Below are 25,045 nucleotides of genomic sequence, written 5' to 3'. Positions count from 1 at the left end.
CTTAATAATTCCATTGAGTTGCTTCAAAATCAGCTTTGCCTCCGCGTGCAAAGAAACGAATGTCCACGCTGTCCCGGCTTGGGAAAATGCGGCTGGTAAAGACCTCTTCCCCATCGTTCACAAAGATCTCGACCGAGGACGAATCTACGAACAGATGGAACTTAATCACTTCCGCAGTAAGTGTGCACTGCCGTACAACGCCATTCTGCTCTGCCAGCTCAGTACCAGACATCGTCCGATCCAAAACAACTTTCTGCTGAATCCGATCATACAGAAGAACCGTTTTTTCAGTTCCATTTGCCCGGAATTCGATGCCTACAACCTCTGCTTCTATATGGCCTATCTCACATATCAGTTCATAGGCAATCCCATTAAAACCAGTGAAAGATCGACTCTCATTATCAATTGTTGCGCGAACATGTGTACCTTTATCCTGCTGACGTAATTGGACCATCTCTTCAACCGGTTGTTGAATTAACTTGCCGTCACGGAATGACAATTGCCGAGGAACGGTCAGGCAATGAGCCCAGCCACTATCGTCTGTTGGATATTCCAGATCGGGAAGTCCCATCCATCCAACCAGAATACGTCTTCCGTCCGGGCCCTGCATCGTCTGCGGCGCATAGAAGTCGAATCCACGATCCAACTCCTGAAATTCATCATGATTGAACTCTCTCGTCTGAAGATTGAGCGGCTCACCGATCAGATAACCGGATTGAAAAATATTCTGATAATGATCTCCCGCTGCATCTAAGCCTTGCGGGGAAAAGACAAGTACACCTTTCCCGTCCATCTCCATATAATCCGGGCACTCCCACATGTAACCAAAGGAGGTTAATTGCGTACGAATTTCACCAAGGAACTCCCAGTTGTTCACATCAATGGAGCGATACAGCACTGTACATCCCGTCTCGTCTGATCTCTGCGCACCAATTACACAATAATACGTGTCTCCTTGTTTCCACACCTTGGGATCTCTGAAGTGTTCCGTGTATCCGGCTGGCACAGACGAGATCACGGGATCATTCAGTTTGGTTACTGAACCGCTTTCATCCATAACTGCCAAGCATTGATACGGATGTCTGACCCAATCCTCATCTCTGGTATTGCCCGTGTACAGCAAGTGCAGCTTGCCGTCTTTTTCAATTGCGCTACCGGAATAAGCTCCGTGTGAGTCATACCTGCCACCCGGTTCGATTCCAATCCCGACATTTTCCCAGTTCACCAGATTCTTCGAGCGGGTATGATACCAGTATTTCATGCCATGTTCTGTCCCAAGTGGAAACCACTGATAGAACAGATGATAATAGCCTTGATAATATGCAAAGCCGTTAGGATCATTAAGTAGACCTGTTATCGGCTGAATGTGATAACTTTGTCTCCAAGGACATACGGATATCTGTGCTTCAAGCTTCGCAATCTCTCCAGGCTCTGCTTGCTCAATTCGTCTGTAGCGTTGCTCTCTAGTCATTTTCATAGCTGTTCTCCATTCAAAATATAGGAACCGGTTCCATTAGGCGCAAAAAAATAATTCCATATGGCACTAATGCCTGCCCGTATTCGCATATCCGTATTGGATATTCACAATGGAACCGGTTCGATGGAATTATCATAAAGGATGTTTTTATAATTTGTCAACGCTTTCTCGAGGAATTAGTTCTACGTCCAGTGTTGTTCGTTCCTCCACCGACTCGCCTTTGACCAGTCGAATAATGTGATTCGCCGCTACTTTCCCTGCCTGTAAATAATGATATTTCACAGTCGTCAGCGTGGGGTGAATCATCTCCGTAATATCATATCCGCCAAATCCGGTAACAGACAAATCCTGCGGTATGCGGATTTTATTGGAGAACGCAATCTTCATCACACCCAGTGCGATATTATCCGTGGCCCCTACGATGATCGTTGGTGTGATTTCTTTCAGAATGGCTTCAGCAGTAACGATGGCTTCCGACATCTTGAAGCTTGTCTCATAATACTTCACTTCACATCCACCACACTCGGCGATTGCTCGCTGGAACCCTTGTTTACGATAGATTCCTACCGCCCGATCCCTCTCGCTAACCCCCATATACACGATCTTGCGGTGACCCTGTTCGACGACATATCTGCCCATCTCATAACCTGCCTGATCATCATTGTGAACCAGACTGTGCAGTTGCTCATGCTGCTGTCCCACCAATAACACCGGAATCCGTATATCCTCAACGGCCTTCAGATGTGCTTCAGTCACTTCAGCAGCCAGCAGAATAATACCCGAAACCTTCTGTCGTGCAAAATCATAGATGGCATCAATCTCGCGCTGCATGTCCTGACTTGTATTTGCGATCAGCATCTGATACTGATTACTCCGCAGTTCTTCATCAATTCCAATCAATGTCTGGGATGTTGCAAAAGAATCAAGACGTGGCACAACCGTACCGATGATACTGGTCTTCTTAGCCTTCAGACTCTGTGCAAATGTATTGGGAACATAGTTGTATTGTTTGATAATACGCTCAATCTTCTGGCGTGTATCCTCACTAACCGATCCGCCATTCAGGAAGCGAGAGACCGTGCTTTTTGCCACACCTGCCATCTGAGCGATATCAGAAATCGTTTTATTCATAAAGACTCCTCTTGTTTCTTTAACTAGTTTACCTTTTATTATACTTCGAATCGCAAACCTATGGCGAATTTGATTCAACTCCATTTATCGCACGTCTATGGTACATTCCTGATGTAATAGCAAAAGCCCGATATCAATGTGACGTTCATACAGAAGTATGATCCGACATTCATCAGGCTGTTAAGCTTCCATATACATGTTTGCACAGACCAGTAGGGCAAGGATCATCCCTATCCCTGCTGACTCAGACCTCAATAATGATCGGCAAGATCATTGGTCTTCTCTTTGTTTGAGCGTAAATATAGTGACCGATCTCGTCTTTCAGCTTTCTTTTGATCACATTCCACTGATTCACCCCAGCCCCGGTCAACTCACCCATCCGGTTTAGAACCAGCTCATGAATCTCATGCATGAATTCTTCCGAATCCTTAACGAACACAAACCCTCTGGAGATAATCTCGGGTGACGTGACCATTTGTTTCTCCGTTTTGCTCAGTGTAGTCACTATCACGAGCATGCCATCGGAGGATAGTTGCCTGCGGTCACGCAGTACAATATTGCCGACATCACCCATGATCAGACCGTCTACGAGACTATTTCCTGATGCAATTTTGGGACCCAGCGAAGCAATGCCGTCTTTGTACTGGACCATATCCCCATTATTCACGATGAACACATGATCACGCTCTATACCTACGGATTCAGCAAGCAGTCTGTGTTGATACAACATGCGAAACTCACCGTGGATCGGAATCAGATAATCCGGTTTCATCAGGGTTAACATCAATTTGAGTTCTTCCTGACTGCCGTGTCCGGATACATGCATCCCAGCAGCACCACTTGAACCATATATCACACGTGCTCCGAGAACATACAGGTTATCAATTACATGTGCAAGATTTCGTTCATTGCCCGGAATGGCTCCGGCAGCAATAATGACCGTGTCCCCGGCGTTAATTCTTACGTGAGGATGTTTACCGGATGCCAAACGTGACAATGCTGCCATCGCTTCTCCCTGGCTACCGGTGCATAATACAACAACTTGTTCTGGTGGAAACTGATCCGAATCGATAGCTTCAATCAACAATCCGTCAGGAACTTGCAAATACCCCAATTCACTGGCCACCGATACCACATTCACCATACTTCTGCCCAACAGTGCCAGTTTGCGACCCGTCTCGAATGCTGCATTCACAATCTGCTGTACCCTGCTGACATTCGACGCAAAGGTGGAGATAAATACTTTTTGTTTTGCACGGATAAAGGCATCCAGAATGTGGTCTCCCACAACACGCTCAGAAGGTGTAAATCCGGGTCTTTCTGCATTGGTACTCTCGGAGAGCAAAATATGGACACCCTGTTTGCCAATCTCGGCCATACGGTGCAAATCTGGGAAAGGTCCATGTACAGGCGACATATCAAATTTGAAATCTCCGGTATGCACAACATTGCCTGCTGGGGTCTGAAAAAAGATACCAAGACAATCCGGTATACTATGACTGGTTGCAAAAAAGGAAACCTCGATCCCTCCCAGCGTAATGCTGGAATGCGCATCGATCGTATGCAGGTCCGCCTTGCGCAGCAGCCCATGCTCTTTCAGTTTAAGTTCGATCAGCCCACGCGTGAGCCTGGATGCATACACCGGGATGTTCATTTGTTTTAACAAATAGGGAATGCCACCGATGTGATCTTCATGTCCATGGGTAACTACAAGACCCCTTACTTTATCCAGATTCTCCAGCAGATACGTTACATCCGGAATGATCAGATCAATACCAGGCAATGTCTCATCAGGAAACTTCGAACCACAGTCAATCACGATGATGTCCTGATGGTACTGGATGAAATACATATTCTTTCCTATTTCATTCACGCCGCCAAGTGCAGCGATATACAGTTTGTTGTAGGCTAGATTCAACTCTATTATTCCTCCTCTGCGTGGCAATCGTATACGATACGGATCTATATTCCTAGTATGGAAGCAATCGCCTCAGTTATGCATTTCAGCGTGATTATGCCAAAAAACCACCATGGAATTTTCATTCCATAGTGGTTTATACGAAACGTAAATACAGTTACACCAATGATTTATCACGCTGTAGTAATACGTCTTGTTCATAGGATTTGATATCGGTGATCCACTTCTCACGAACTGGAACGCCTTGCTGAGCACAATAGTAGTCCCAGATCGCGCCAAACGGATAGGATTTGAACTCTTCCGTTAAGGCAAGACGCAACGTGTAATCCCCTTCCAATTCGGCTTGTTTCAAGGCATCCACTGGTTCGAGCATCGCTCGGAGAAGGGCTTTGATCGTGTTGCGAGTCCCCACAACCCATGCAGCTACACGGTTAATGCTTGCATCAAAGAAATCCAATCCAATATGTGTGGTCGCAAGCAGATCATGTCGAACCAGTTCACGAGCAATTTCCAGCAACTCATCGTCCATAATTACCACATGGTCACTATCCCAACGCATCGGGCGGCTTACGTGAAGCAGAATTCCACTTGTAAACAAAGACAAGGACGACAGTTTATTAGAAATAACCTCTGTTGGATGGAAATGACCCGCATCTAGGCAGATTAACGTATCATTTTGCAAACCGTAACCCATATAGAATTCATGAGAACCCACCACATATGCTTCCGAACCGAGACCAAACAGCTTACTCTCTACCGCGTCCAGGTTGTGCTCCGGGTTAAGTGGTTCGCCGAATACTTCATCCAGCGATTCTTTGAGACGTTTGCGTGGTGTCAACCGATCAACCGGATTATCCTTGAATCCGTCCGGTACCCATACATTGGTTACACAAGTCTGACCAAGCTGTTCCCCGAAATAAGCACCAATCCGGCGGGACGCCTTGCAGTGCTCAATCCAGAACTTGCGAATTTCAGGGTCTGGATGACTGAGCGTGAACCCGTCACTTGATTTTTCATGGGAAAAACATGTTGGGTTGAAGTCCAGACCGAGTCCTTGTTCTTTAGCCCATTTTACCCAGTTCTCATAATGCTTTGGCTCAATCTGATCCAGTTCAACCTGCTCGTCTGTATCCGTGTAGATCGCGTGTAGATTGACCTTATGTTTGCCGGGAATCAGAGCAAAAGCTTGCTCCAGATCGTTACGAAGCTCTACAGGTGTGGTCGCAGCCCCCGGATATTGACCTGTAACGGAAATACCACCTGTTAACTCCCCATCTTTATTCAGAAATCCTTTGACATCGTCGCCTTGCCAGCAGTGTACGGAAACTTTGATCTCCGCGAGTTTGTTCAGTACCTCGTCCGTATCAATTCCGTGCTGGGCATACAATGCCTTGGCTGCTTCATACGCTTGCTTGACTTGGTTATCCATCCGCAAGAACCCCCTATTTTAACGTGTAAATGCTGCCGGTACTCCGCCATCAATGGTCATCATACAACCGGTTGTTTTTTCGGATTTCGAAGAAGCAAAGAATGCGATTCCTTCCGCAATATCTCTTGGATAGATATTCACGAGCAATGTCGTCCGTTTGCGATAATACTCTTCCAATTGATCCGGTTCAATTCCATATGCCGCTGCACGTTCGTTTCTCCAGGAACCGTTCCAGATCGCTGAACCCTGTAGAATGGCATCTGGAAGAATCGTGTTGACACGAATGCCATACTCTCCACCTTCTGCTGCAATACAACGTGCCAGATGCGCTTCCAGCGCTTTCGCTGAACTGTAAGCAGAAGCACTCTTACCTGCATACACCGAGTTCTTGGACCCGATAAATACCATGCTTCCCCCAATACCCTGCTGTTTCATCAGCTTGAACGCTTCACGAGCCACGAGGAAATACCCTGTACCCAGAACATTCATATTCAGGTTCCATTCTTTCAGGGACGTTTCGTCAAATGGGCTGGATGTCGCCAATCCGGCATTGTTCACGATGATATCCACTCCGCCATATTGCACAGCAACATCTGCATAAGCAGATTGAACGGCTTCCTCATCGGTTACGTCCATTTTCAGCGCATAAGCACGATTCGCACCGTACTGATCATTAATTTCCTGTGCTACTTTCTGTGCGCCCTCCAGGTTGAGATCAGCAAGCACCACATGTGCGCCTTCAGATACCAATCTGCGTGCTGTTTCACTTCCGATACCACCTGCGCCGCCTGTAATAAACGCCACTTTACGGGAGAATTCGGTTTCTGCTGGAGCCAGGGACAATTTGTACAATTCCAGCGGCCAGTACTCCACATTGTAAGACTCGTTTGCACTAAGTGATACGAATTGGCCCAAGCTAGTAGCCCCACGCATAACGGCAATCGCTCTGTGATACAACGCTCCGCTTACTTGGGAAAACGCCCAGCTCTTGCCTGTGTTGATCATGCCCACACCTGGAATGAGGATAACGCGTGGTGCCGCTTCGAACATGACATCACCTTCGTTTTTGTTGCTCTCAAAATACTGTTGATACTGCTCTTTGTAGGCAGCCACACCTTCTACCAACTTGGCTTTTAAACCTTCAATATCTTCCGCATTCGGTGTCCAATCGATGAACAGAGGTACCACTTTGGTATGTACCAGATGATCCGGGCAAGCTGCACCCACCTGTGACAATTCTGGTGAATCTGCTCCGCCCACAAAAGCAAGTACGTCCTCTTGATCGTCAAAGGACAAAATCATTTTTTTGCTATCCGACACCGCTCCACGAATTGTTGGCATCACACGTGATACGATCTGACGACGAACATCAGCGGCGAGTGCAGGGTGTTTCACACCACCAAACAAACTTTCTTCGTTCACTTGTGCTTCGATGAAAGCTTCTGCTTCATTGATGATCTTGATCGTTTGAGCGTAACATTCCTCGGATGTTTCTCCCCACGTCACAAGTCCGTGTTTTTCCATCAGTACGAGTTCGGCATTGGGATTCGAGAATACGCTTTCAGCAATCATCTTAGATAACGTAAACCCTGGACGTACATAAGGTACCCATACAAAACGATCACCGTAGATCTCTCTCGCCAATTCCTTGCCGTTATGTGCACAGCACAAGCTGATAATGGCATCCGGGTGCGTATGATCAACATGTTTATATGGAAGGAATGCATGCAGCAGAGTCTCGATAGATGCACGTGGGTGCTTGGCATCAATCATGCAATGTCCCAGATATTCAACCATCTCTTCATCCGACATGGATTCACGTTCAATTAATGGTCGAATGTCTTCGAGCCCAAGTCCGGTAAAATGTTTCGCTTCCATGGAACCCAGATCAGAGCCGCTTCCCTTCACATACATTACTTCTACATCACGACCACGAAAATCCTTCACTGTCGTTTTGGTAGATGTATTGCCACCGTAGATGTTACATACACTGCGATCAGTTCCAATCAGATTGGATCGGTAAACCAACTGCTCAAGTCCTGTTGTTTTCTCAGATGCCTGCGATGCATTCCATAAACTCTGTACCATTTGTTTCCCTCCGATAATGTTTGTTTTATTCCTAATCCGAGTTTAACATCTTTGTTTTATTTTGAAAACAAAATATTTTAAAACCAAACGGAAATATTCAAAAGTCATTATAGATTGAACTATTTTATTAAAAAAACACCCTGACGTAACCGTCAGAGTGTTCCTGTTTCAACGGCGGATTAGAAAATCCCCGCTTTTTGAGAAGTTTTTTTAATTCCATAGGTATCATTCACTACGGTGTTGCCGAAGCTCGTCAAACTTCCGTTCGGACCTGTAGCCATGTCCAGGTAGTTCAGACCAGAACTGTTTCCATACCAGGACCAGGCCAGCCAGCCCACCCCTTTTTCCTGACTATATCTCATGATGGCATACTCGTCCACATCACCGTTTGTGTGGTATCCCCCGAACTCACCAATGATCAGAGCCAATCCTTTGTTCAGCACATTTTCCATATTGGCTTTGACGGTTGCAGCATCTTTGCCAGCATACTCATACATATGAATGGAGAAGACCGTATTTTTCTGAGAATCGGTTGCAAATACACTTTGTCCATAATCCACGATGGATTGAGGGAACTGTCCCCATCCGGCTGCATCCACAATTAGCGTATTTTTAATTCCCGCATTTCGGAGTTTCGGAATGGCTTTTTTGTAACCATCAGCCCACGCACTTCCATTCCACGTTCCATACCATTCATTGGCGATATTGACGATGACCCGATCTTCTTTGCCAATCAAAGCTTCCTTAATGCTAATCCAGTAGTTCACTGCCGCATCCAACGAATTATAGTCATCTTTCCCTGTGGCGTCATGCACCTCGAGTACAGCTATCATTTTATTTTGGTTAACCACATTAATAATATTTTTAACAGCGTTCAGATCATCTTTGGTGTACAGGCTACCATTCGAAAGAACAATGCGTACCGTATTGGCACCTGTTTTGGCGATTGCAGGGATAGCGGTATTCAAATCATTTTTGAACCAGGAATGTCCGTGATTAACACCTCTCATGACAAAAGCCTTGCCTGTGGAATCGTATAACTTGTTACCGCTTACATAAAATCCTGTAGCAGCAGATGCTTTGGGTGCTGCACTCCCTAATACCATGAACATGAGTGTAGCAATAACCGTGAAGATTGTACACTTTTTCAGATTAACCATTCGTTTGGAACCTCCTGTATTTGTTTTTTTTATTTCAATTAACCCTGCTCTAGGCAAGAAGTTAACTAAAATCGTTGGTAATAGAAGTTTTTTTATTATTAAATAAATAATAATTAACTTTATCTAAGTTACGTTATTTAGTTTAAATAAACTTTATCGTTAAGGTTATGAAGTTATAATAAATTGAAAACGCTTACCAGTCAAGATCTTTTTTCCATGATTAGGAATCATTTTGTTTTTAAATAACACAGCAAAAAAGGCTCTTTCCCCTCACAATCGTTCGGAGAAAGAACCCTCTGTATTATTAACTAAAGTTAACTCTTGTTTAAATCTTGTTTATCTGTTATTTTGTTTAACTCCTGATTTAGACTAAGCGTCTTCTCTAACTCCCGCCAATACCAAACCAACCCGATACTGTGGTCTCACCCGAATTTCATTAAACTTTCCAATCTCCACGCCCTCAAACCGCTCCACATAAGCCTGATTCACATAACTCTCAGTCGTCCCTTTTCGAATTGGGGTTATAGACAGACGAAGCGCGTGATCAGCCAACAAATGACGGGATTGCTTCAAACCAAGCATCCAGCTGTGTCCATAGTGAATATGATCCGTTAACATCTGATGATGAATATGTGCTGTTGCAACGTCTCCTTCATAATCAATCTCAATCCACACGTCATCTACTTGTTCCGGCCACGCTGTGTCCAATCTCAGTGTTGCTGCATACTCTTTCGGATAATCAACCTCTACAGCAGGCTCGTAAGGAGAAACTTGGAATGTATACGTACCGAATATTCCCTGCTTCGACTGGGATGACACAGCATATTTCGAAGCTGAAACATGCTCTGGAGCCGGATAAAAGGATACCTCCATCTCTGGTTGCTCCACAGATGTACATAGGAGCATCTCATTCTGTACATACAGATGACTGCTGCTAATTACAAGCCTTTCTTCTCCGCCCACACGGAAACGGTAGGCATGTAATGCCTCTTCACGGGTTAATGTAATGATACGTATGGCTATACCGTCCGATGTTGTAATCCCCAGATGATGGTCCTTGCCGGCAATCGGATGTATCACAACTTCATTCCCCTGCTCTGATATTGTACCTTCGGGCATCTCCACATTTGTAACAGATGATGCATCAACAACATACTCAGGCGCCATGCCTTCATGGGCATAAAAGACAGCCGTAAGCTCCTGATTTACCATAAATCGGGTCAGTGGCTGAACGGTAGCACTAATGATCTTCATTCCACTCAGATTCATATGGAAAGGCAGAATGGCTGCCATGCCGGATTTCAGTTGCATCGTTCCTTCTCTTGGATATAAAACAGTCCCTTTGCTGGTATGCAGCTCCAATTGTATATCACGATCAGGCATCGCCACATGATCCTGATAATTATTCATGAACAGGAATCCCGAGCCATCTTGTTGGCGAACAGACCAACGCATATCCATCGTGTTCTCCGGTGTTATCGCATGTTGACCATCCGGTACAACACAGCCCATTGGTGCAAGTAACTCACCGTATCCTTCCAGGAACATGGACAAGGTACGAATGCGGTCATACGATTCACCAACACGCCCAAATTCCCCGAGTGGCGATTGGTAATCATACGTCATTTTCGGCAATGCCTGCTCGTTCATATATGAATTTTTGCCTATCGGATTGGTCCCCCCGTGATACATATAATATCCGACTAGATTACTGCCATTCGCCAGCTTCACAATGGTCATCGCCTCGACACTGTCCGCATCAACAACCGGCCGAGCGTGATAACTGACCTGCATGCCTCCACCAAGCTCGCAATACGCAGCAGGGTACTCCAGACTGTCATAATCCACTTCTTCCACAGGATTCATATGCAGATCCCGGAATAAATACTCCCGGCTTGGAGGCTGATTGGGAATCCATGGTGTGTACGCATACCCCGCTAGCATAGGCAATGTTCCTTCTTCCGGCACCGCAGCATTGCCCCAGGCCGTGGCAGTATAGAACATCGGCTTCATACCGACTTCTTCGGCAATATGGCGAAGCATCTTCAGATGTTCTCGCCCGTCCCGGCCGGAGGAAATGTATTTTTCGCGGGTATATCCCCAGGCATCCATGGGTGCGCCAGCGTGCATATACTCATTTTCCAACTGTACCCCGATAACAGGGCCACCCTCCTGATAAAAGCAGCCGTTGAGCTGACGGGCAATCTCCCGATATAATCGCTTAGCGTAATACAGATATCCTTCATCGTTCGACCTGACTTCAAATGGATAACTGAATAACCAATCCGGCATTCCACCATTACGCACTTCCCCATGACAGAATGGACCAATTCGTACGATCAGAGGCAACTCATGTTTGCCACACAGATCCACAAAGTGCCGCAAATTCAGATTTCCTGACCAATTAAATTCGCCTTCCTGCTCCTCGTGAAAATTCCAGAAAACATAGGAAGCGATAATGCTCACCCCGCCTGCCTTCATCTTCAGTAATTCTTCTTCCCACTGCAAGTAAGCGAATCTGGAGTAATGAAACTCACCTACCACAGGAATATGGGGTTTAGCATTACGAGTCATATAATAGTTTGTAAAATCATACGATTCCCCTCGTGGGCTTTTGCCGCCACTGCCAGTCATGCGACCCGCACGAATCTCTTTATCTTCCGCATCCAATATGAAACGAATCTGGCTACCTGCTATAGTATCATTCATGGATTATATAACTCCTTCGATATAAATGGGATGTGTTGAAACGATTATCAATTATCGATGGATGATTGCCCCTTGATGATTCGGGTTTTTCTCCAATATCCGCTCCAACTCAAGTTTGGCTTCACTTGTCCGCCCCAGCCCCAGAAGACCCAATGCCCGCATATACCTGCAATGTTCTTCATTTCGCTGATTGAGATCGTCGTCAAACACTAGAAAATCGGGCAGAGATACCGCAAAATAATCCATTCGGATGTGATCATGCATATGTCTTTCCGCATAGTCTATGAGTTTGTTAAAGCGTCGGTTTGCTTCCTTCACATTGCCAAGTTTCTGCCAGGCCAGACCCTGATAATATATGGATTCCGGCGGTTGATCATTATAAAACATCGCGCTTGCCGGTTCATTCAAACCGATGGATGCTTTGTGGAAACTTTCCTCTGCCGCCTGATTACTCTTCAGTTGCTGGTAGGCACAGCCAAGATAAAAGTAAACTGGGTTGTCTCTGGCTCCCTCCAATTTACCTTCACCTAAGTTCTCCGGGTAAACCAAAGCCTTCTTCAACAATTCCATTGCTAGTTCAGGTTGTTGTTTCTCCAGTTTTCGCTTCGCCAGTTCTGTCAGTGCCGTAACATATTGTCCTGTTACCTTGCCTTCTCCACCCTCCCATGGATGAAACCGCCGGGTCTGAAGGGCATTCCATGCTTCTTGATGACTACCTTGCATATTCAGTAAAGTCACCCACTCGATATACAGATCATCACGGTGGTGAACCAACTCCATATGTTGTTCCAGCAATTTGACTCGATTCTCGCAGGAATACCCTATCTTCTTGTGCAATTGATCCAACTCGTAGAAGATTCGGGCATCCTGTGAATCCAACCGGAAAGCTTCCTCTAATGATGCCAGTGCAAGATCGGGGCGATTCAGCTTGTTATAATAAGCCAGTCCCAGATTCCGATGTACAGTCGAATATGCAGCATCCACCTCGCGTGAAGTTTCCCAATGGGTAATTGCTTCCTCGTAGCGTTTATGATCATATAACCAATTTCCCAGGTAATAGTGAGCACGCGCATCATTCGAATCCACTGCCAATGCATCCTGAAGCACCATGAATTCAAATAACGTATTAGGAAAACAATAATCCGTTGGAGCAGCTTTTCCCTGCTTTTTACATTCTCGGGCCTGCTCCACATCCCCCAGCTGACGATACAAGTAAGCCTGAACATAACCAACCATAGGATACGGCTGTGCAATTTCGGATTCAACATAAGAGAGTACCGTCAGTGCTTCTTCCCACAATCCACAATCCGCGTAGTCTGCGGCTAGATTCAGATAATTATAAACGTCTCCTCGCATCAGACGATGGAAATGCTCACGTGTTCGCCCCGCTTGTTCTCTCTCTGAAGGTGCAGTTGCTCCGCTGTAGATCAGGACTAATTCATGTGCAGCTCCAAATTCAACCGGGTCCAGTTCCAATGTCTCACGCGCATATTGAATGGCCTGTTTATTTTGACCCAATCTACGTAACAGAGCCACCTTCAGATGGCGAGCCTTATAATTTCTGGTGTTACGAATCAGCGAACGTTCGATGTGATCCAAAGCTTCGATGTACCGATGTTGCCCCGTATCGATCTGAGCAAGCATGTAATAACCTGTATCCTGATACTGTGCAGACCATACGGCTTTATACAGTGCTGCGTAGGCTTCTTCCTGTTTCCCCTGTAATTTCAAACTTAGACCGAGTTGGTAAAAAGCTTCACTATCATATGGATTCGTGTTTTTCCATGTCAGCGATTGTACTGCCTGTCTGAAATGCTTCTCTGCATCATGAAACAGCCCTCTACGCAGCAGCAATGTGCCATACGCTATGTTTAGACGAATATCCGTTGCATCACGCTTCAAACCTTCCACATAATAAGGTTCCGGTTCATACGTGGCATGCCGATATTGCTCCAAATGAAGACCAGCCAGATATAGTTGTTCATTCGTACGAATCTCGGATGGTAGCGGAAGTGGTGTGGCCGGATCGGGCACTTCCTGAATCTCAGAACGTTCAGGTTGATAGGCTACAAGTACTTTTCCTTCCGCAGTTCGAACACTTAACTTCAACTGATGCCATTCATCTTGTCCGCTCCACGGGAATGAAGATTTATATAGTTCCGTAGGTGAGATATTACATCTCTCATGGAGATATACCGTGGTTGGACCTATCGCTTCAACGGTCACTTGTTCAAAAACCGACGTCGCATATACCATTACGGTTACCATTCCGGTCGTTTCGTCCATTTCCAGATTAACCGCTGCATCAATCGTTGCATTTTTGACCATACCAATTCCTTTATACGGCATAAAATACTGCGAGAATGATTTCGCTTCATAGGGCTGTAACCACGTAAAATCAGGTTGATTATCGGTATAGATCCCGGTCATTAATTCAATATAAGGTCCATCCTCGTCCGTTAACTGACGATCCCAGGCTTGCCCGAATTCCCCGTTCCCCCAGGTCCATTGCTTCTTGCCCGGAGAAATATGATGATTGGCTACATGCAACAAACCTGCCTGAATCCCATGGTCATAACCCCCTACAAAATTATAATCCGACTTATACGCCATATAGGATGTTGGAACCGGTATGTTTTTGTATCGCGAGATATCCACACCTTCGGAATAGTCCATCTTGTAATAGGTGCCGGTTGCGATGGGAAAGCGGGATACGTCCCGTTTTCCATGGTCCAGCACAGCCGTTACATCAGGTGGAAACACGGATTGCGTATGATCGTTGACAGCTACAGCCGGGTTGGCCCACCATAGAAAAGTTTGAGGTGCGCTGGTGCGATTGTATACCTCGGCATGGATTTCAAGATAGGCTTTGCCGGGATGTAATGTGAAGCCAGCGGTCATTTTGGTACCATACATGCGGTCAATCTCACCCACCCACACGGTAGCGCTCCCATCTTGATTACTGCCAAATGTATAATCGACTGGACCAAACGTGTTGGGCCGATGATGCTGTGGCCAGTTGAATTCAATTCCTCCGGAAATCCATGGCCCTGCCAGACCCACGAGCGCAGGTTTAATCACCCGGTTATAATATACAAAATCGTAGTTGTTGGTCCGATCCAGCGCACGATAGATCCGTCCACCCAGTTCGGGCATCATCTCGATACGTACATATTCATTTTCGAGAATAACTAATCGATACGACTTCATTTTGGCCTCATCTTCAATGCTGTCGATCACGGGATGCGGGTACACCTTACCCGAACTCCCCTGGTAGATTCTCTTTTCAAGAAACATCGGATTTTTGTCCGGTTTACCTGTACCATAGGTTGGAATATCTCTGGTTTCTTCCCATATGCGAACATTTGATTTCGCTGTCACGTGATTCAATTCCCTCACTCCTCGGCCTCGTATATATTGTGATCATACGCTCCGACATGCAGGAAGAACATTGACATTAAGCGGTTCTTGATGGACGATCTTCGGATTCCCCCATAACCAAAGAGAGCACCTATCCACTCAATAAAGCAGTGAAAGGTACTCTCTAATCGATCTTGATTAACTTATCTGCGACGTGCAAAATCCACAAATCTGAACTTGTCCGGTCTGTGCCTCGACTCCGTATACTGAAATTGACTGGCATCCTCCAGGTACACCTGGCTCCTCACCACAACTACATTGTGGAAACCTTCAAGGTCAAGTAGTTCCCTGTCCTCTGCGGTGGGTTCTTCCACCAAAATCTCTTTTTTGGCAAACGAAATCGAAAGCCCCAGCTCTTGCTCAATGTACTGATAGATGGAATCATTACAGATCTCTTTGCTGAGCCCAGGAACAAGCCGCTGGCTAATATAATCTTTGTCCAGTATGACATGCTCTCCATCCACTTTGCGCACACGTCTGATCTCCCAGACCTGTTCATTCAGGCCAAAGTTAATTTTTTTGTGCAACGCCTGATCCACCTGTTGCTCCTCGAAAACCTTCACATACGTTTGAGCACGATGTCCCATTTTTTTGGCCAATTCCTTGAAGCTAACCAGACCTGAGATGGGAAAATCGATCTTGCGTATATCTAGTACAATCGAGCCCTTGCCTTGAATCTTCTGAATATAACCTTCTTCATACAACATTTTCAATGCTTTGCGAATAGTCTCTCGAGACGTTTGATAACTTTCCGATAGATCCAGTTCCGATTGAAGTAACGTCCCTGCCTCAATCTCTCCGGTCCGAATACGATCTGCAATATCTTCATATATCCGGATAAATTTATTATTCATTATTCATCACCATTGTTCATTACCCTTTTTTTATCATATTGGCAACCATTATAGCATTAAAAACCAATCAAGCGGTAATGTCGTTACTGCCGATGATTGCAGTATCACATGTAAGAATCAATTCAATCTAGATATGACGATCAAACGCTGACGCTTTCTCCACTTGATCTGTACGGTTCGCATCCATAACTTGAATCAGCTTATTTAAACGGAAGATCAGCGCGGCAGCTTCGGATCTGCTTAAGTGCTGCATGGGACGGAAGCTGCCGTCTTCATATCCGGTAATCATGTACAAACCTGCAAGTTCCTGCACTTCTTCTTTGGCCCAATCAGATACATCAGTCTGGTCGGTAAACGCTCTTGGGGAAGTCAGCGGTTCCGGTCTGATTTTACGAACAACATTTGCTATAATCTTGGATGCCTGTTCCCGTGTCACCAGCGCATGTGGAGCGAATTTGCCGTTCCCCATGCCTTGAACCATCTCATGATGAACGGCTGCCTTAATCTCAGGAGCAAACCAATCCTCATCGTTCACATCCTGAAATCCATGTTGTTCATTAACTGTTGTGTCCACACCCATCAGACGCAGGATTAATGCAGTGAACTCCGCACGGGTGATCGGACGGCGTGGCTCGAAACGAGTTTCACTTACACCTTGAATGATATTTTGTTCCGCCAGCCAGGTGATCTGATCTTTATTGAATGTTTGGCTGATATCAATAAATTTGATAATTTTTTTCACAGGTACATCAGGCTGCTCAGACGGTTCTGGTTGTGAACTCACCTCATCGGCTTGTTCCGATGTACCGTTTGGACTCGGGGTTGCACCGCCACCGCTCCAGGAGGATGGTGGATACGGAAAAGTCATGGCTGCTGCCCGTTTTCTTTCACTTTTTTCACCTGCTGAATTCTCCGTCCATACTTCCACCTCATAATGCTGCTCGGCATTCAGTCCTGTCCATACATGACTGCGCTGCGTGCCACGGTAGATCTCACGATCTTTATGGGTGATCACAATCACTTCATTCATTGAATCCAGTTCCCAAGTTAGCTGAATCGCACTTGTGCCTTGCGCTACGGCTGCAACTGTCAGATCCTCGGAAGGCAACGTCTCGAATTCCGGAACCTGGAGCGCCTCACCCTCACCTGCCTCATTAAATGGAACGATTGCAATGTCAGTATAACGCTCGGCACTGTTTAATTCAGACACATGTATGGATGTCTCCGTTGTTGTTCCCACAAGCTCTTCGTTTCGATAAACTCGATAACCCCCAGCACCAGGAATCAGTTCCCATACAATGTCTGCACCATACATGGAACGCCCCTCTACTACAGGAGATGAAGCAGCACTACCGGGCAAAGTCATTGCATGAAGGTAATAACCACCATCACTACTGCCGGAGGCATTCATGGCCTTCACTGTATAGATATAGTTCACGCCCGGTTCGAGTTCCTTGTCGTCATAGAACAGTTCGTCTGCAGGAACACGAGCAATCTCTACACCATCACGCTCAATGATAAACTGCTCGGCACCTTCGACCCGGCTCTGTTCCAATAGAAGACGAATGTGATCTTTCGCTGAGTTAAACTCTACTTTGACAGGAGCTACTGGTTTGGTCAGAACGGAATACGCCAGCTTCTCCGATGCATCTCCCTGATCATTCTCTGTGTAGATTTCAATCGAGTACTGTTTGCCTGCATCCAGTTGATCAACAATAAACTCTTTTGTTTTGCCTCGGTATACTTCTGTACCATCCAGTAACATAACGAAAGTTTCGTTCCCATAAGGGAAGTCCCATTCCAGTTTGGCGTGATCTGTCTCCGGATATATCTTCATTTCCAGTGAATCAACATGAGGCAAGGTGTAAAAAGGAGCCACGGTCATTGGGCTTCCTGAACCAGCCGTATTATAAGGAATAATCTGTACCTGATCATATCGGGTTGCACTCTCCAGATGAGTTAATTTCACCTCTGTGATATCACCTTCTTCAATCGTGGTGAACATCTGATCTCCGATACGTATGGTATATCCCTCCGCACCTTGTACCTTTGGCCAAGAGGTCAATCCCTCTTTTTCCCCAATCTTGCTTGCATGTAAAGGTTCATGAATGGTCGCAGGCAACGTTCGCAAGTGAACTTCGAAACCGGAATCACTCTCTCCCGTTGCATTGGATGTTTTGATGGTATACGTGTAATGCTCGCCTGGTGTCAGTCCATCATCTTCAAATGAAGCTTGATCTGCTGGAACCTTAGCGACTTCAACACCATCCCGCATAATGATGAATTGCTCTGCTCCCCGTGTTGAGCTTCCAGTCAGGTCCAATACCGCAGTCTGATCTGTGATGTGTGTTATGCCTGCCGTCTGAGGTGCTATGGGTTTCGTTAAAACCTGAATCTGAATAGGCTCTGACCGATGACCATCTTCATTAATCGCAACAAGTTCGAATTCATATGCTGTGCCATCCAGCATGCTATTGAGATGTACAGACGGTTCAGACACGCTTTGTACATCTCCCGTTACCTGATTACGAATTTCATATGCAGCCGCTCCCTTAACAACATCCCAAGCCAGATCCACCATATGTGTTCCAGCTTTCACTGTGATACTTTCTGCAACCAATGGCAACGTTTGAGTCATTATACCCAAAGTAAGCGGTGCACTCGTTCCACTCGCATTGACTGCCCGAATCACATAAGTGTATTTCGTTCCTGGCAACAGATCCTTGTCTACAAATTGGGTTTCACTTGAATCCATCTGAGTGATCTCTCTTCCATCCCGTTCAATGACATAATGATCGGCCCCTTGGACACCTGTGTTACTGAAATCCAGACCAAGGCTGTTTTTTGCCACATCATATACCGCAATCTTAACGGGTTTCTCAGGCAAAGTCAGCAGAGATACATCCGTCGCTTCAGAACGAGTTCCCTGTCTGTTGACCGCCCATAGTTGATAGCGATGCCACGTTCCATCCTTGAGTCCTGTAATCGTTGCTTCATTCTCCATTCCTCTATAGATCTCCTTACCATTCTGCTCAATCACGTATTCAGCGGCACCTTCCACGACAGTCCAGGAAACTTTTGCATGATGTACTCCTGAATCAACAAGTACTTCGGCAGGCGACACAGGTTTGGACAATCGGATGAGCTGAGCTGTTTCACCTGATCCAGAAGCATTCACAGCCTGAACTTCCAAAGCGTACTCTGTACCTGGCAACAATCCCTCAAGCATGTAGGCCAGTTCTGATGTTCTGCCCATTTCTGTTCCATTGATTTTCACAATATAGAGATTCGCCGTATCTACAGCTTGCCATGCAAGTCCCATACTTGTCTCACCAGTCGATGTGACATTAAGTCCTTCCGGCCTGCTAGGTAGCGTAAGAATTGTACTACTGGTAGATACACCGTACCCGGCAGCATTGCCCGCCTGTACTTCATAGGTATACTCATGACTGCTTGACAGGTGGTGAACTGCGAGTTGTGTATCTGACATCTCATGGTTCTGTCCATCGATGACCACCCGATATTTCGTTGCCCCAGCTACAGGCTCCCAGCTCAAGATTGCTCCCTGTTCAGTTACTTGAACAACGTAAAGTCCCGACGGGCTTTCTGGTAACGTTGTTCCTGATACCGAACTGCGCATCCCCTGACCACTTCCGTTCACTGCTTGTACATCCAGTTGATAAGATGTTCCTGAACTCAGTCCCGCATAGACCCATTCTTGGGTTCCGGCAGAAACCGTTCCCGACATCTCTCCATTCAACCATAACTCATAACGATCGGCTCCTCGTACTGCTTCCCAATTCAGACGAAGGCTCGCTGTGGAAGCATCGGATACCTGTAAGCCGGACACTTGCCCAGGTAAAGTCTTGAGCAAAGGTAATCCTGCCAACGGTCCTGTTCCTGTCTCATTTCCGGCAATTAACGTATAGCTGTACTCCGTTCCGTTATCCAGACCCGAGTCCAGATACTCCGTCTGCTCTCCTTCATATATGGCTGCTCCATCACGTGAAAGACCATAATACGTTGCAGAAGTCACTGTCTGCCATTCTAATGAAATATCATGCTCCTGAATTTGAACGGCCATAAATTCTCCGGGCATTGCCGGCAGTGTGAGGAATCCGGTTCTACTGCTACCACCTGCTCCACTTTCATTCATTGCCGTTACCGAAATGTTATGAATGGTACCTGGAACGAGGTTGCTGACATAGGGAAGGCTACTCGGATCAGATACCGTCTGGTCAAACACGGTGACACCGTCCGCAGTTGCAGCAATGATGCGGTAAGCATCTGCTCCTCGTACTGAATCAAAATGAATTTCGGCCAAATTGGGCTGTGAATCTACTTTTCGAACGTGCAACGTCCCGGGGGCTGCCGGGGTAGTTAATACTTGAACGCTTACTGCATCACTTACTCCGGTATGGTTTCTCACTCTAACTTCATATTCATAGACCTGACCACCACTTAGGGAGTGATCGATTATACTGTGGTTAGGATAATCGAGTGTCCATGACTGCCCTGTAGTTTTGTTCGTTATCTCATACTGATATCCATCGGTATACCTTTCCCCAGTTGGCAAATCCACTGTAAGTTCAGCTGAAGTCTCAGCGATCTGTGTCGTTTTCACATGAGTCGGTTGCTGGGGCTTGCGTTGAATAAGGTAAGGTGATGATGTTGTCTCATATGTATTCCCTGCTCTGTCCATGGTTTTCGCATGGATGTACCATATACCTTCCGATTCGATGGATATTTTATGCTGGTCAGAGCGGGCTTCAAGCCAATGCTCCGGTGATTCTGCACTGTTCGTAACTTGATAGAATTGTTCCAGTTCTTGAATGCCTGAGTGGGCGTCGGCATACTGAATGGTAGTGGATATATCCATGTCCGTCCAGCTATCTCCGTTCGGTGCAAATGTAATCGTTGGAGCCATCTGATCCACATAGGCGATTCGACTCACTTCCTTGCTTACATTGCCAACAGTATCCCTTGCTCTAGCCCGAATGGTGGTAGCGCCGTTTGTGCTTACTGTACCCGTATTGCCTGCAATATAAGGAGCATCGTTCATGCTGTATTCATAGGAAATCGCTTGTTCATCCACACTTCCAGCTATGGTGAATTGCACATGCTCTTTACTCCATCCAGAAGGACTTAAACTAATCACCGGCTCGGTTGGAGCTGTCTTGTCAATTCGAACTGTAGCCTGAGCGGACGTGCTTATATTCCCTACACGGTCAAGTGAACGTGCATATACGATCGTTTCTCCCTCATCGGTAACCGTCACTTCGCCCGTGTAATCGATCCAGGGACCTTCTTTGTTAAGTCGATATTGGCTCTTGGCAAGCCCACTGCCCGCATCATCACCACTGTTTATTGCAAAAGTTACATCCTGATTCGTCCAATTCTCTTCATTTAACGTAATCGTTGGTTGCTCAGGCCCAGTCTTGTCGATTCTGGCTGTTGCCGAAGTGGAAGCACTGACATTGGCGGCCCGATCAACACTTCGTGCGTAAATCTCACTTATCCCTTCTTCACTTAGTGTAAGAGGAGCCTTAAAGTCGATCCATTCTCCCTCACTTCCCAGCTTATATTGTGTCAGACCAATGCCACTTGCTTCGTCCGTACCCTCCGTTAATGTCACGATTACCGCCGCTTTTGTCCAATCGGGCGGATTCAGCGAGATGACAGGTGGCGTTGGTGCCGTCCGATCTACTCTGGCTGTCACAGCCGTTTCCTGTCCTGTATTACCAAACGCATCAATACTGCGTGCCATAACAGTTGTGTTGCCTTCACTGTTTACGGTAAACGGATCGCTATATTCACGCCATTCTCCTGCCGGACCGACTTTAACTTCAGTCTTCTGAGTTCCGCTCAAAGCATCCTTTCCTTCTTCAACCGTGACGAGAACATCTTCCTTGGTCCATGAGGATGGAGTAACTGTAACAGCAGGTGCAGTTGGACCCGTTGTATCTTTAATCATCTCTCCAGCGGATATAAATGGGGTCTGTATCCCTTCTCCATTCAGTGCCGCCACAAATACTTCATATTTTCCATCCGCGAGTCCGGTCAGGGCGAATTCTGTACGTGTGGACGTTGTTGTTCCCGTTGCGAGGACTTGCCCACCTGGACTGCGTATTTCCGTTTTGTAATGAGTGCCCGCAGGATTGCTATTATTATTCCAACTCGCTGTAACAGAGTTGCCTGATTGTGTCACAGCCGCAGCAGCGGGTGGATTCGCCAATGTATATTTGGTGGATGGACTGGAGTACCCCGTGAAGGAACCACTTGAATTTTTGGCACGTACAGCAAAAGAATAACTGGTATTCGGAGTGAGCCCTGTCACCTGCCGACTGTTTGACGCACCTGTATCCACGATCTGATTCGTGGTCATATTCTTCAGCTCATATGTAACAGAGGCGTCATTGGCCTTCTTATCCCAGTTGACCGTCAAGTTATTAGAATTAACCAATGTGTATGTCGGTGTTCCGGGCACAACAAAACTTCTTACTGTAAAGTTAACGGTTCCTGCCGAGGATACTCCACCTTTGTCATCCATGACCCATACTTGCAATGTGTGTGTACCATCTGGCAGGGTGTCAGGCAATGTGTAGTTAGTGTTGAAAGACTGATTTGAACCCGTCGCGGTCATCTGGGTCAAAATGTTCTCAGACCCACCATCAATGGACCATTTCACGGTCAACAGGTCTCCTACATCCGTATCTCGCGTTGTACCAGAGATCTGAAGTTGCTCGCCTTTGTAATACGTTTGCCCCGAAGAAGGAGCCGTTAGTGTAAATGAAGGCGGAACGTTCTGAGGGCCGATTCCCACGATCGTTGAAAATTTGCGTGAAGCCTGATTCGCTGTTGCTTTGGCATTCCACCAGAATTGCGCAGCTGTATCACTCGCCGTAACGGTCTGCCCTGTAGTGAATGACGAAGGTGAAGAACCCCCTGTTAGCTGCGCATTGTCCGGACCGCTGTACTGTCCCATGTATATGCGATCTGCATTCACAACATTGTACGTATTCGCATAAAAAGCCGTGACCTGAACGCCGCCGCTGTAATTGCGCCATCCATTCTCGATGACTTCAAACGGAGATGCATCATTGCCATTCACCATCGTATCCCAATAAAATGTTCCACCCAAATTCAGTGCCGATCCACTGCGGTTGATGGCTTCCAGTTCAACCTTCATGTATCCACCTTGTGAGGTAGCATTAACGATAGATACACGCAAAATATATTCGACATTGTCCTTTTGCCGGGACATTTCAATCACATTATTGTTAATTCGGTAATAATTAAGCGGCAATGTTTTGAAGTTCACGGGTGATCCATTATGGTCGATAATGGTGGATACATTCCCTGTATAACCACCGTAAAATACATTTGTGTTTGGTAGTAATACAATTCTGTATTTACCATCACTGTTCATCTCCACTTTCACCTTGGAGGACTGTACAGCCTTCATGCTGGACGTATCGGATACAATCCCGATGGTTTCAACCGTTTCAGCCATTACCGTCGTTGCGCCCCATTCAAGCAACAGGGCTTGAGGTGATAATAACGCAAATGCCAGTACCACTTTGGTTAATTGTTCCGCTTGTTTCTTCACACGTTTTCCTGATTTCTTCAACGTCTACTCTCCTTTTTGGCACACAAAAAAAGGAGGCACCCCAACAAAGGAACGATGTCCTAAGTTGGGGTGCCTCCCCTAACAAGTGTCATTTTTTCTTGATTATAACGATTAAGCGCATGAATGTAAACACTTGATCATGAACGCCTTACTTCTCATTTCTCATCTCTGATCTTTAATAACGCTTCGTCTAGTGCGCCAACGACCTTGTCACACCATACATCAAATTCCGGATCTTCGGTCTGTAATTCAGGATGCGCCAGAATGTGCTCAATCGTACGTCGAATGCCCTGATCAGCTCTTGTCGTTGCTACAAATTCCGGAACAAGCCGCTTCAGCTTGCTGTTATCAAAGACAACGGTATTGGCTTTGTCACCCAGCAATCCGCCGCGAAGATCCTGATCACTGCATGCGGCCAAGAACTCAGAGGGTACATGTACCGCATGAAGCTTAACGCCCAACACGCCAGCTATAATCTCATGAATCTGATTCCAGGTGACGGATTCATCCGAGGTGATATGTACCGATTCACCAATGGCATGGATATTTCCCATAAGCCCGATAAACCCTTTGGCAAAATCAGTATTGTGCGTAATGGTCCACAGTGAGGTGCCATCTCCGTGGATGATAACGGGTTTTCCTTCACGGATACGCTTGAGAACCTGCCAGCTGCCTTGAGCACCATGAACACCGAGAGGTACCGATTTGTCGCCATACGTATGGCTCGGACGCACGATGGTCACAGGAAACCCATGCTCGCGGTATTGTTTCATCAGATAGTCTTCACAGGCAATCTTGTTGCGAGAATACTCCCAGTATGGATTCGATAAGGGCGTGCCTTCCGTGATCCGGTAATCGGCCAGAGGAGTCTGATACGCTGATGCTGAACTTATAAATATAAACTGCTTGGTTTTATCCTTGAACAAACGGTAATCTCGCTCCAATTGAGACGGTACAAAAGCGATAAAATCCGCCACAACATCAAATTCCAGATCAGCTATCAGTTCCGCTACACGTGCCTCGTCATTAATATCGGCTTGAAGTACGTTGACCTCACTAGGTAAGTCATCGTTATGATTGCCACGATTAATTAAATACAGTTCACAGCCTTGCTGTGCAAGCATCTCCGTAATCGCCGTACTGATGGTGCCTGTCCCTCCAATAAATAGCGCTTTCATTTCGCCACCTCCTGATCGATTTTACCCACATTCCCATGATATCACGCACCA

General features: G+C 46.2%; 11 protein-coding genes. All 11 read right to left on the bottom strand.

What is annotated here, in order from left to right:
* Position 1 precedes the first annotated feature (1 nt).
* Entirely contained in the window at positions 2-1,477 is a 1,476-nt protein-coding gene (locus tag MHI52_RS13795; protein ID WP_405159214.1) for a glycoside hydrolase family 32 protein, read from the bottom strand.
* A 147-nt stretch (positions 1,478-1,624) separates the two neighbouring features.
* Positions 1,625-2,608: a LacI family DNA-binding transcriptional regulator gene (locus tag MHI52_RS13790; protein WP_339286661.1), complete on the bottom strand. Its 984-nt coding sequence runs from the start codon at positions 2,606-2,608 to the stop codon at positions 1,625-1,627.
* Between the two features lie 244 nt (positions 2,609-2,852).
* On the bottom strand, positions 2,853-4,526 hold the full coding sequence (locus MHI52_RS13785) for a ribonuclease J (RefSeq protein ID WP_405159213.1): 1,674 nt from the start codon (positions 4,524-4,526) through the stop codon (positions 2,853-2,855).
* A 157-nt stretch (positions 4,527-4,683) separates the two neighbouring features.
* On the bottom strand, positions 4,684-5,955 hold the full coding sequence (gene rhaA / locus MHI52_RS13780; protein WP_405159212.1) for an L-rhamnose isomerase: 1,272 nt from the start codon (positions 5,953-5,955) through the stop codon (positions 4,684-4,686).
* Between the two features lie 18 nt (positions 5,956-5,973).
* Entirely contained in the window at positions 5,974-8,043 is a 2,070-nt protein-coding gene (locus MHI52_RS13775; RefSeq protein WP_127545697.1) for a bifunctional aldolase/short-chain dehydrogenase, read from the bottom strand.
* Positions 8,044-8,222: 179 nt separating this feature from the next.
* The gene (locus MHI52_RS13770) at positions 8,223-9,155 is read right to left on the bottom strand and encodes a glycoside hydrolase family 5 protein (RefSeq protein ID WP_405159386.1); all 933 of its coding nucleotides are present in this window, start codon (positions 9,153-9,155) and stop codon (positions 8,223-8,225) included.
* Between the two features lie 417 nt (positions 9,156-9,572).
* Entirely contained in the window at positions 9,573-11,912 is a 2,340-nt protein-coding gene (locus MHI52_RS13765; protein ID WP_127545691.1) for a beta-galactosidase, read from the bottom strand.
* A 51-nt stretch (positions 11,913-11,963) separates the two neighbouring features.
* Complete coding sequence (locus MHI52_RS13760) at positions 11,964-15,302, bottom strand: DUF5107 domain-containing protein (RefSeq protein ID WP_127545687.1); 3,339 nt, start codon at positions 15,300-15,302, stop codon at positions 11,964-11,966.
* Positions 15,303-15,475: 173 nt separating this feature from the next.
* Positions 15,476-16,186, bottom strand: coding sequence for a trehalose operon repressor (gene treR, locus MHI52_RS13755; protein ID WP_076249494.1), 711 nt, complete (start codon positions 16,184-16,186; stop codon positions 15,476-15,478).
* A 127-nt stretch (positions 16,187-16,313) separates the two neighbouring features.
* Entirely contained in the window at positions 16,314-23,816 is a 7,503-nt protein-coding gene (locus MHI52_RS13750) for a fibronectin type III domain-containing protein (RefSeq protein WP_405159211.1), read from the bottom strand.
* A gap of 155 nt (positions 23,817-23,971) precedes the next feature.
* Positions 23,972-24,994, bottom strand: coding sequence for an SDR family oxidoreductase (locus MHI52_RS13745; RefSeq protein WP_076249496.1), 1,023 nt, complete (start codon positions 24,992-24,994; stop codon positions 23,972-23,974).
* Positions 24,995-25,045 lie beyond the last annotated feature (51 nt).

The organism is Paenibacillus sp. FSL H8-0283, assembly GCF_045040675.1.
Lineage (GTDB): Bacteria > Bacillota > Bacilli > Paenibacillales > Paenibacillaceae > Paenibacillus > Paenibacillus amylolyticus.
The sequence above is the reverse complement of the archived record's forward strand: the minus strand, read 5'-3'. Positions and strand labels throughout refer to the sequence as shown.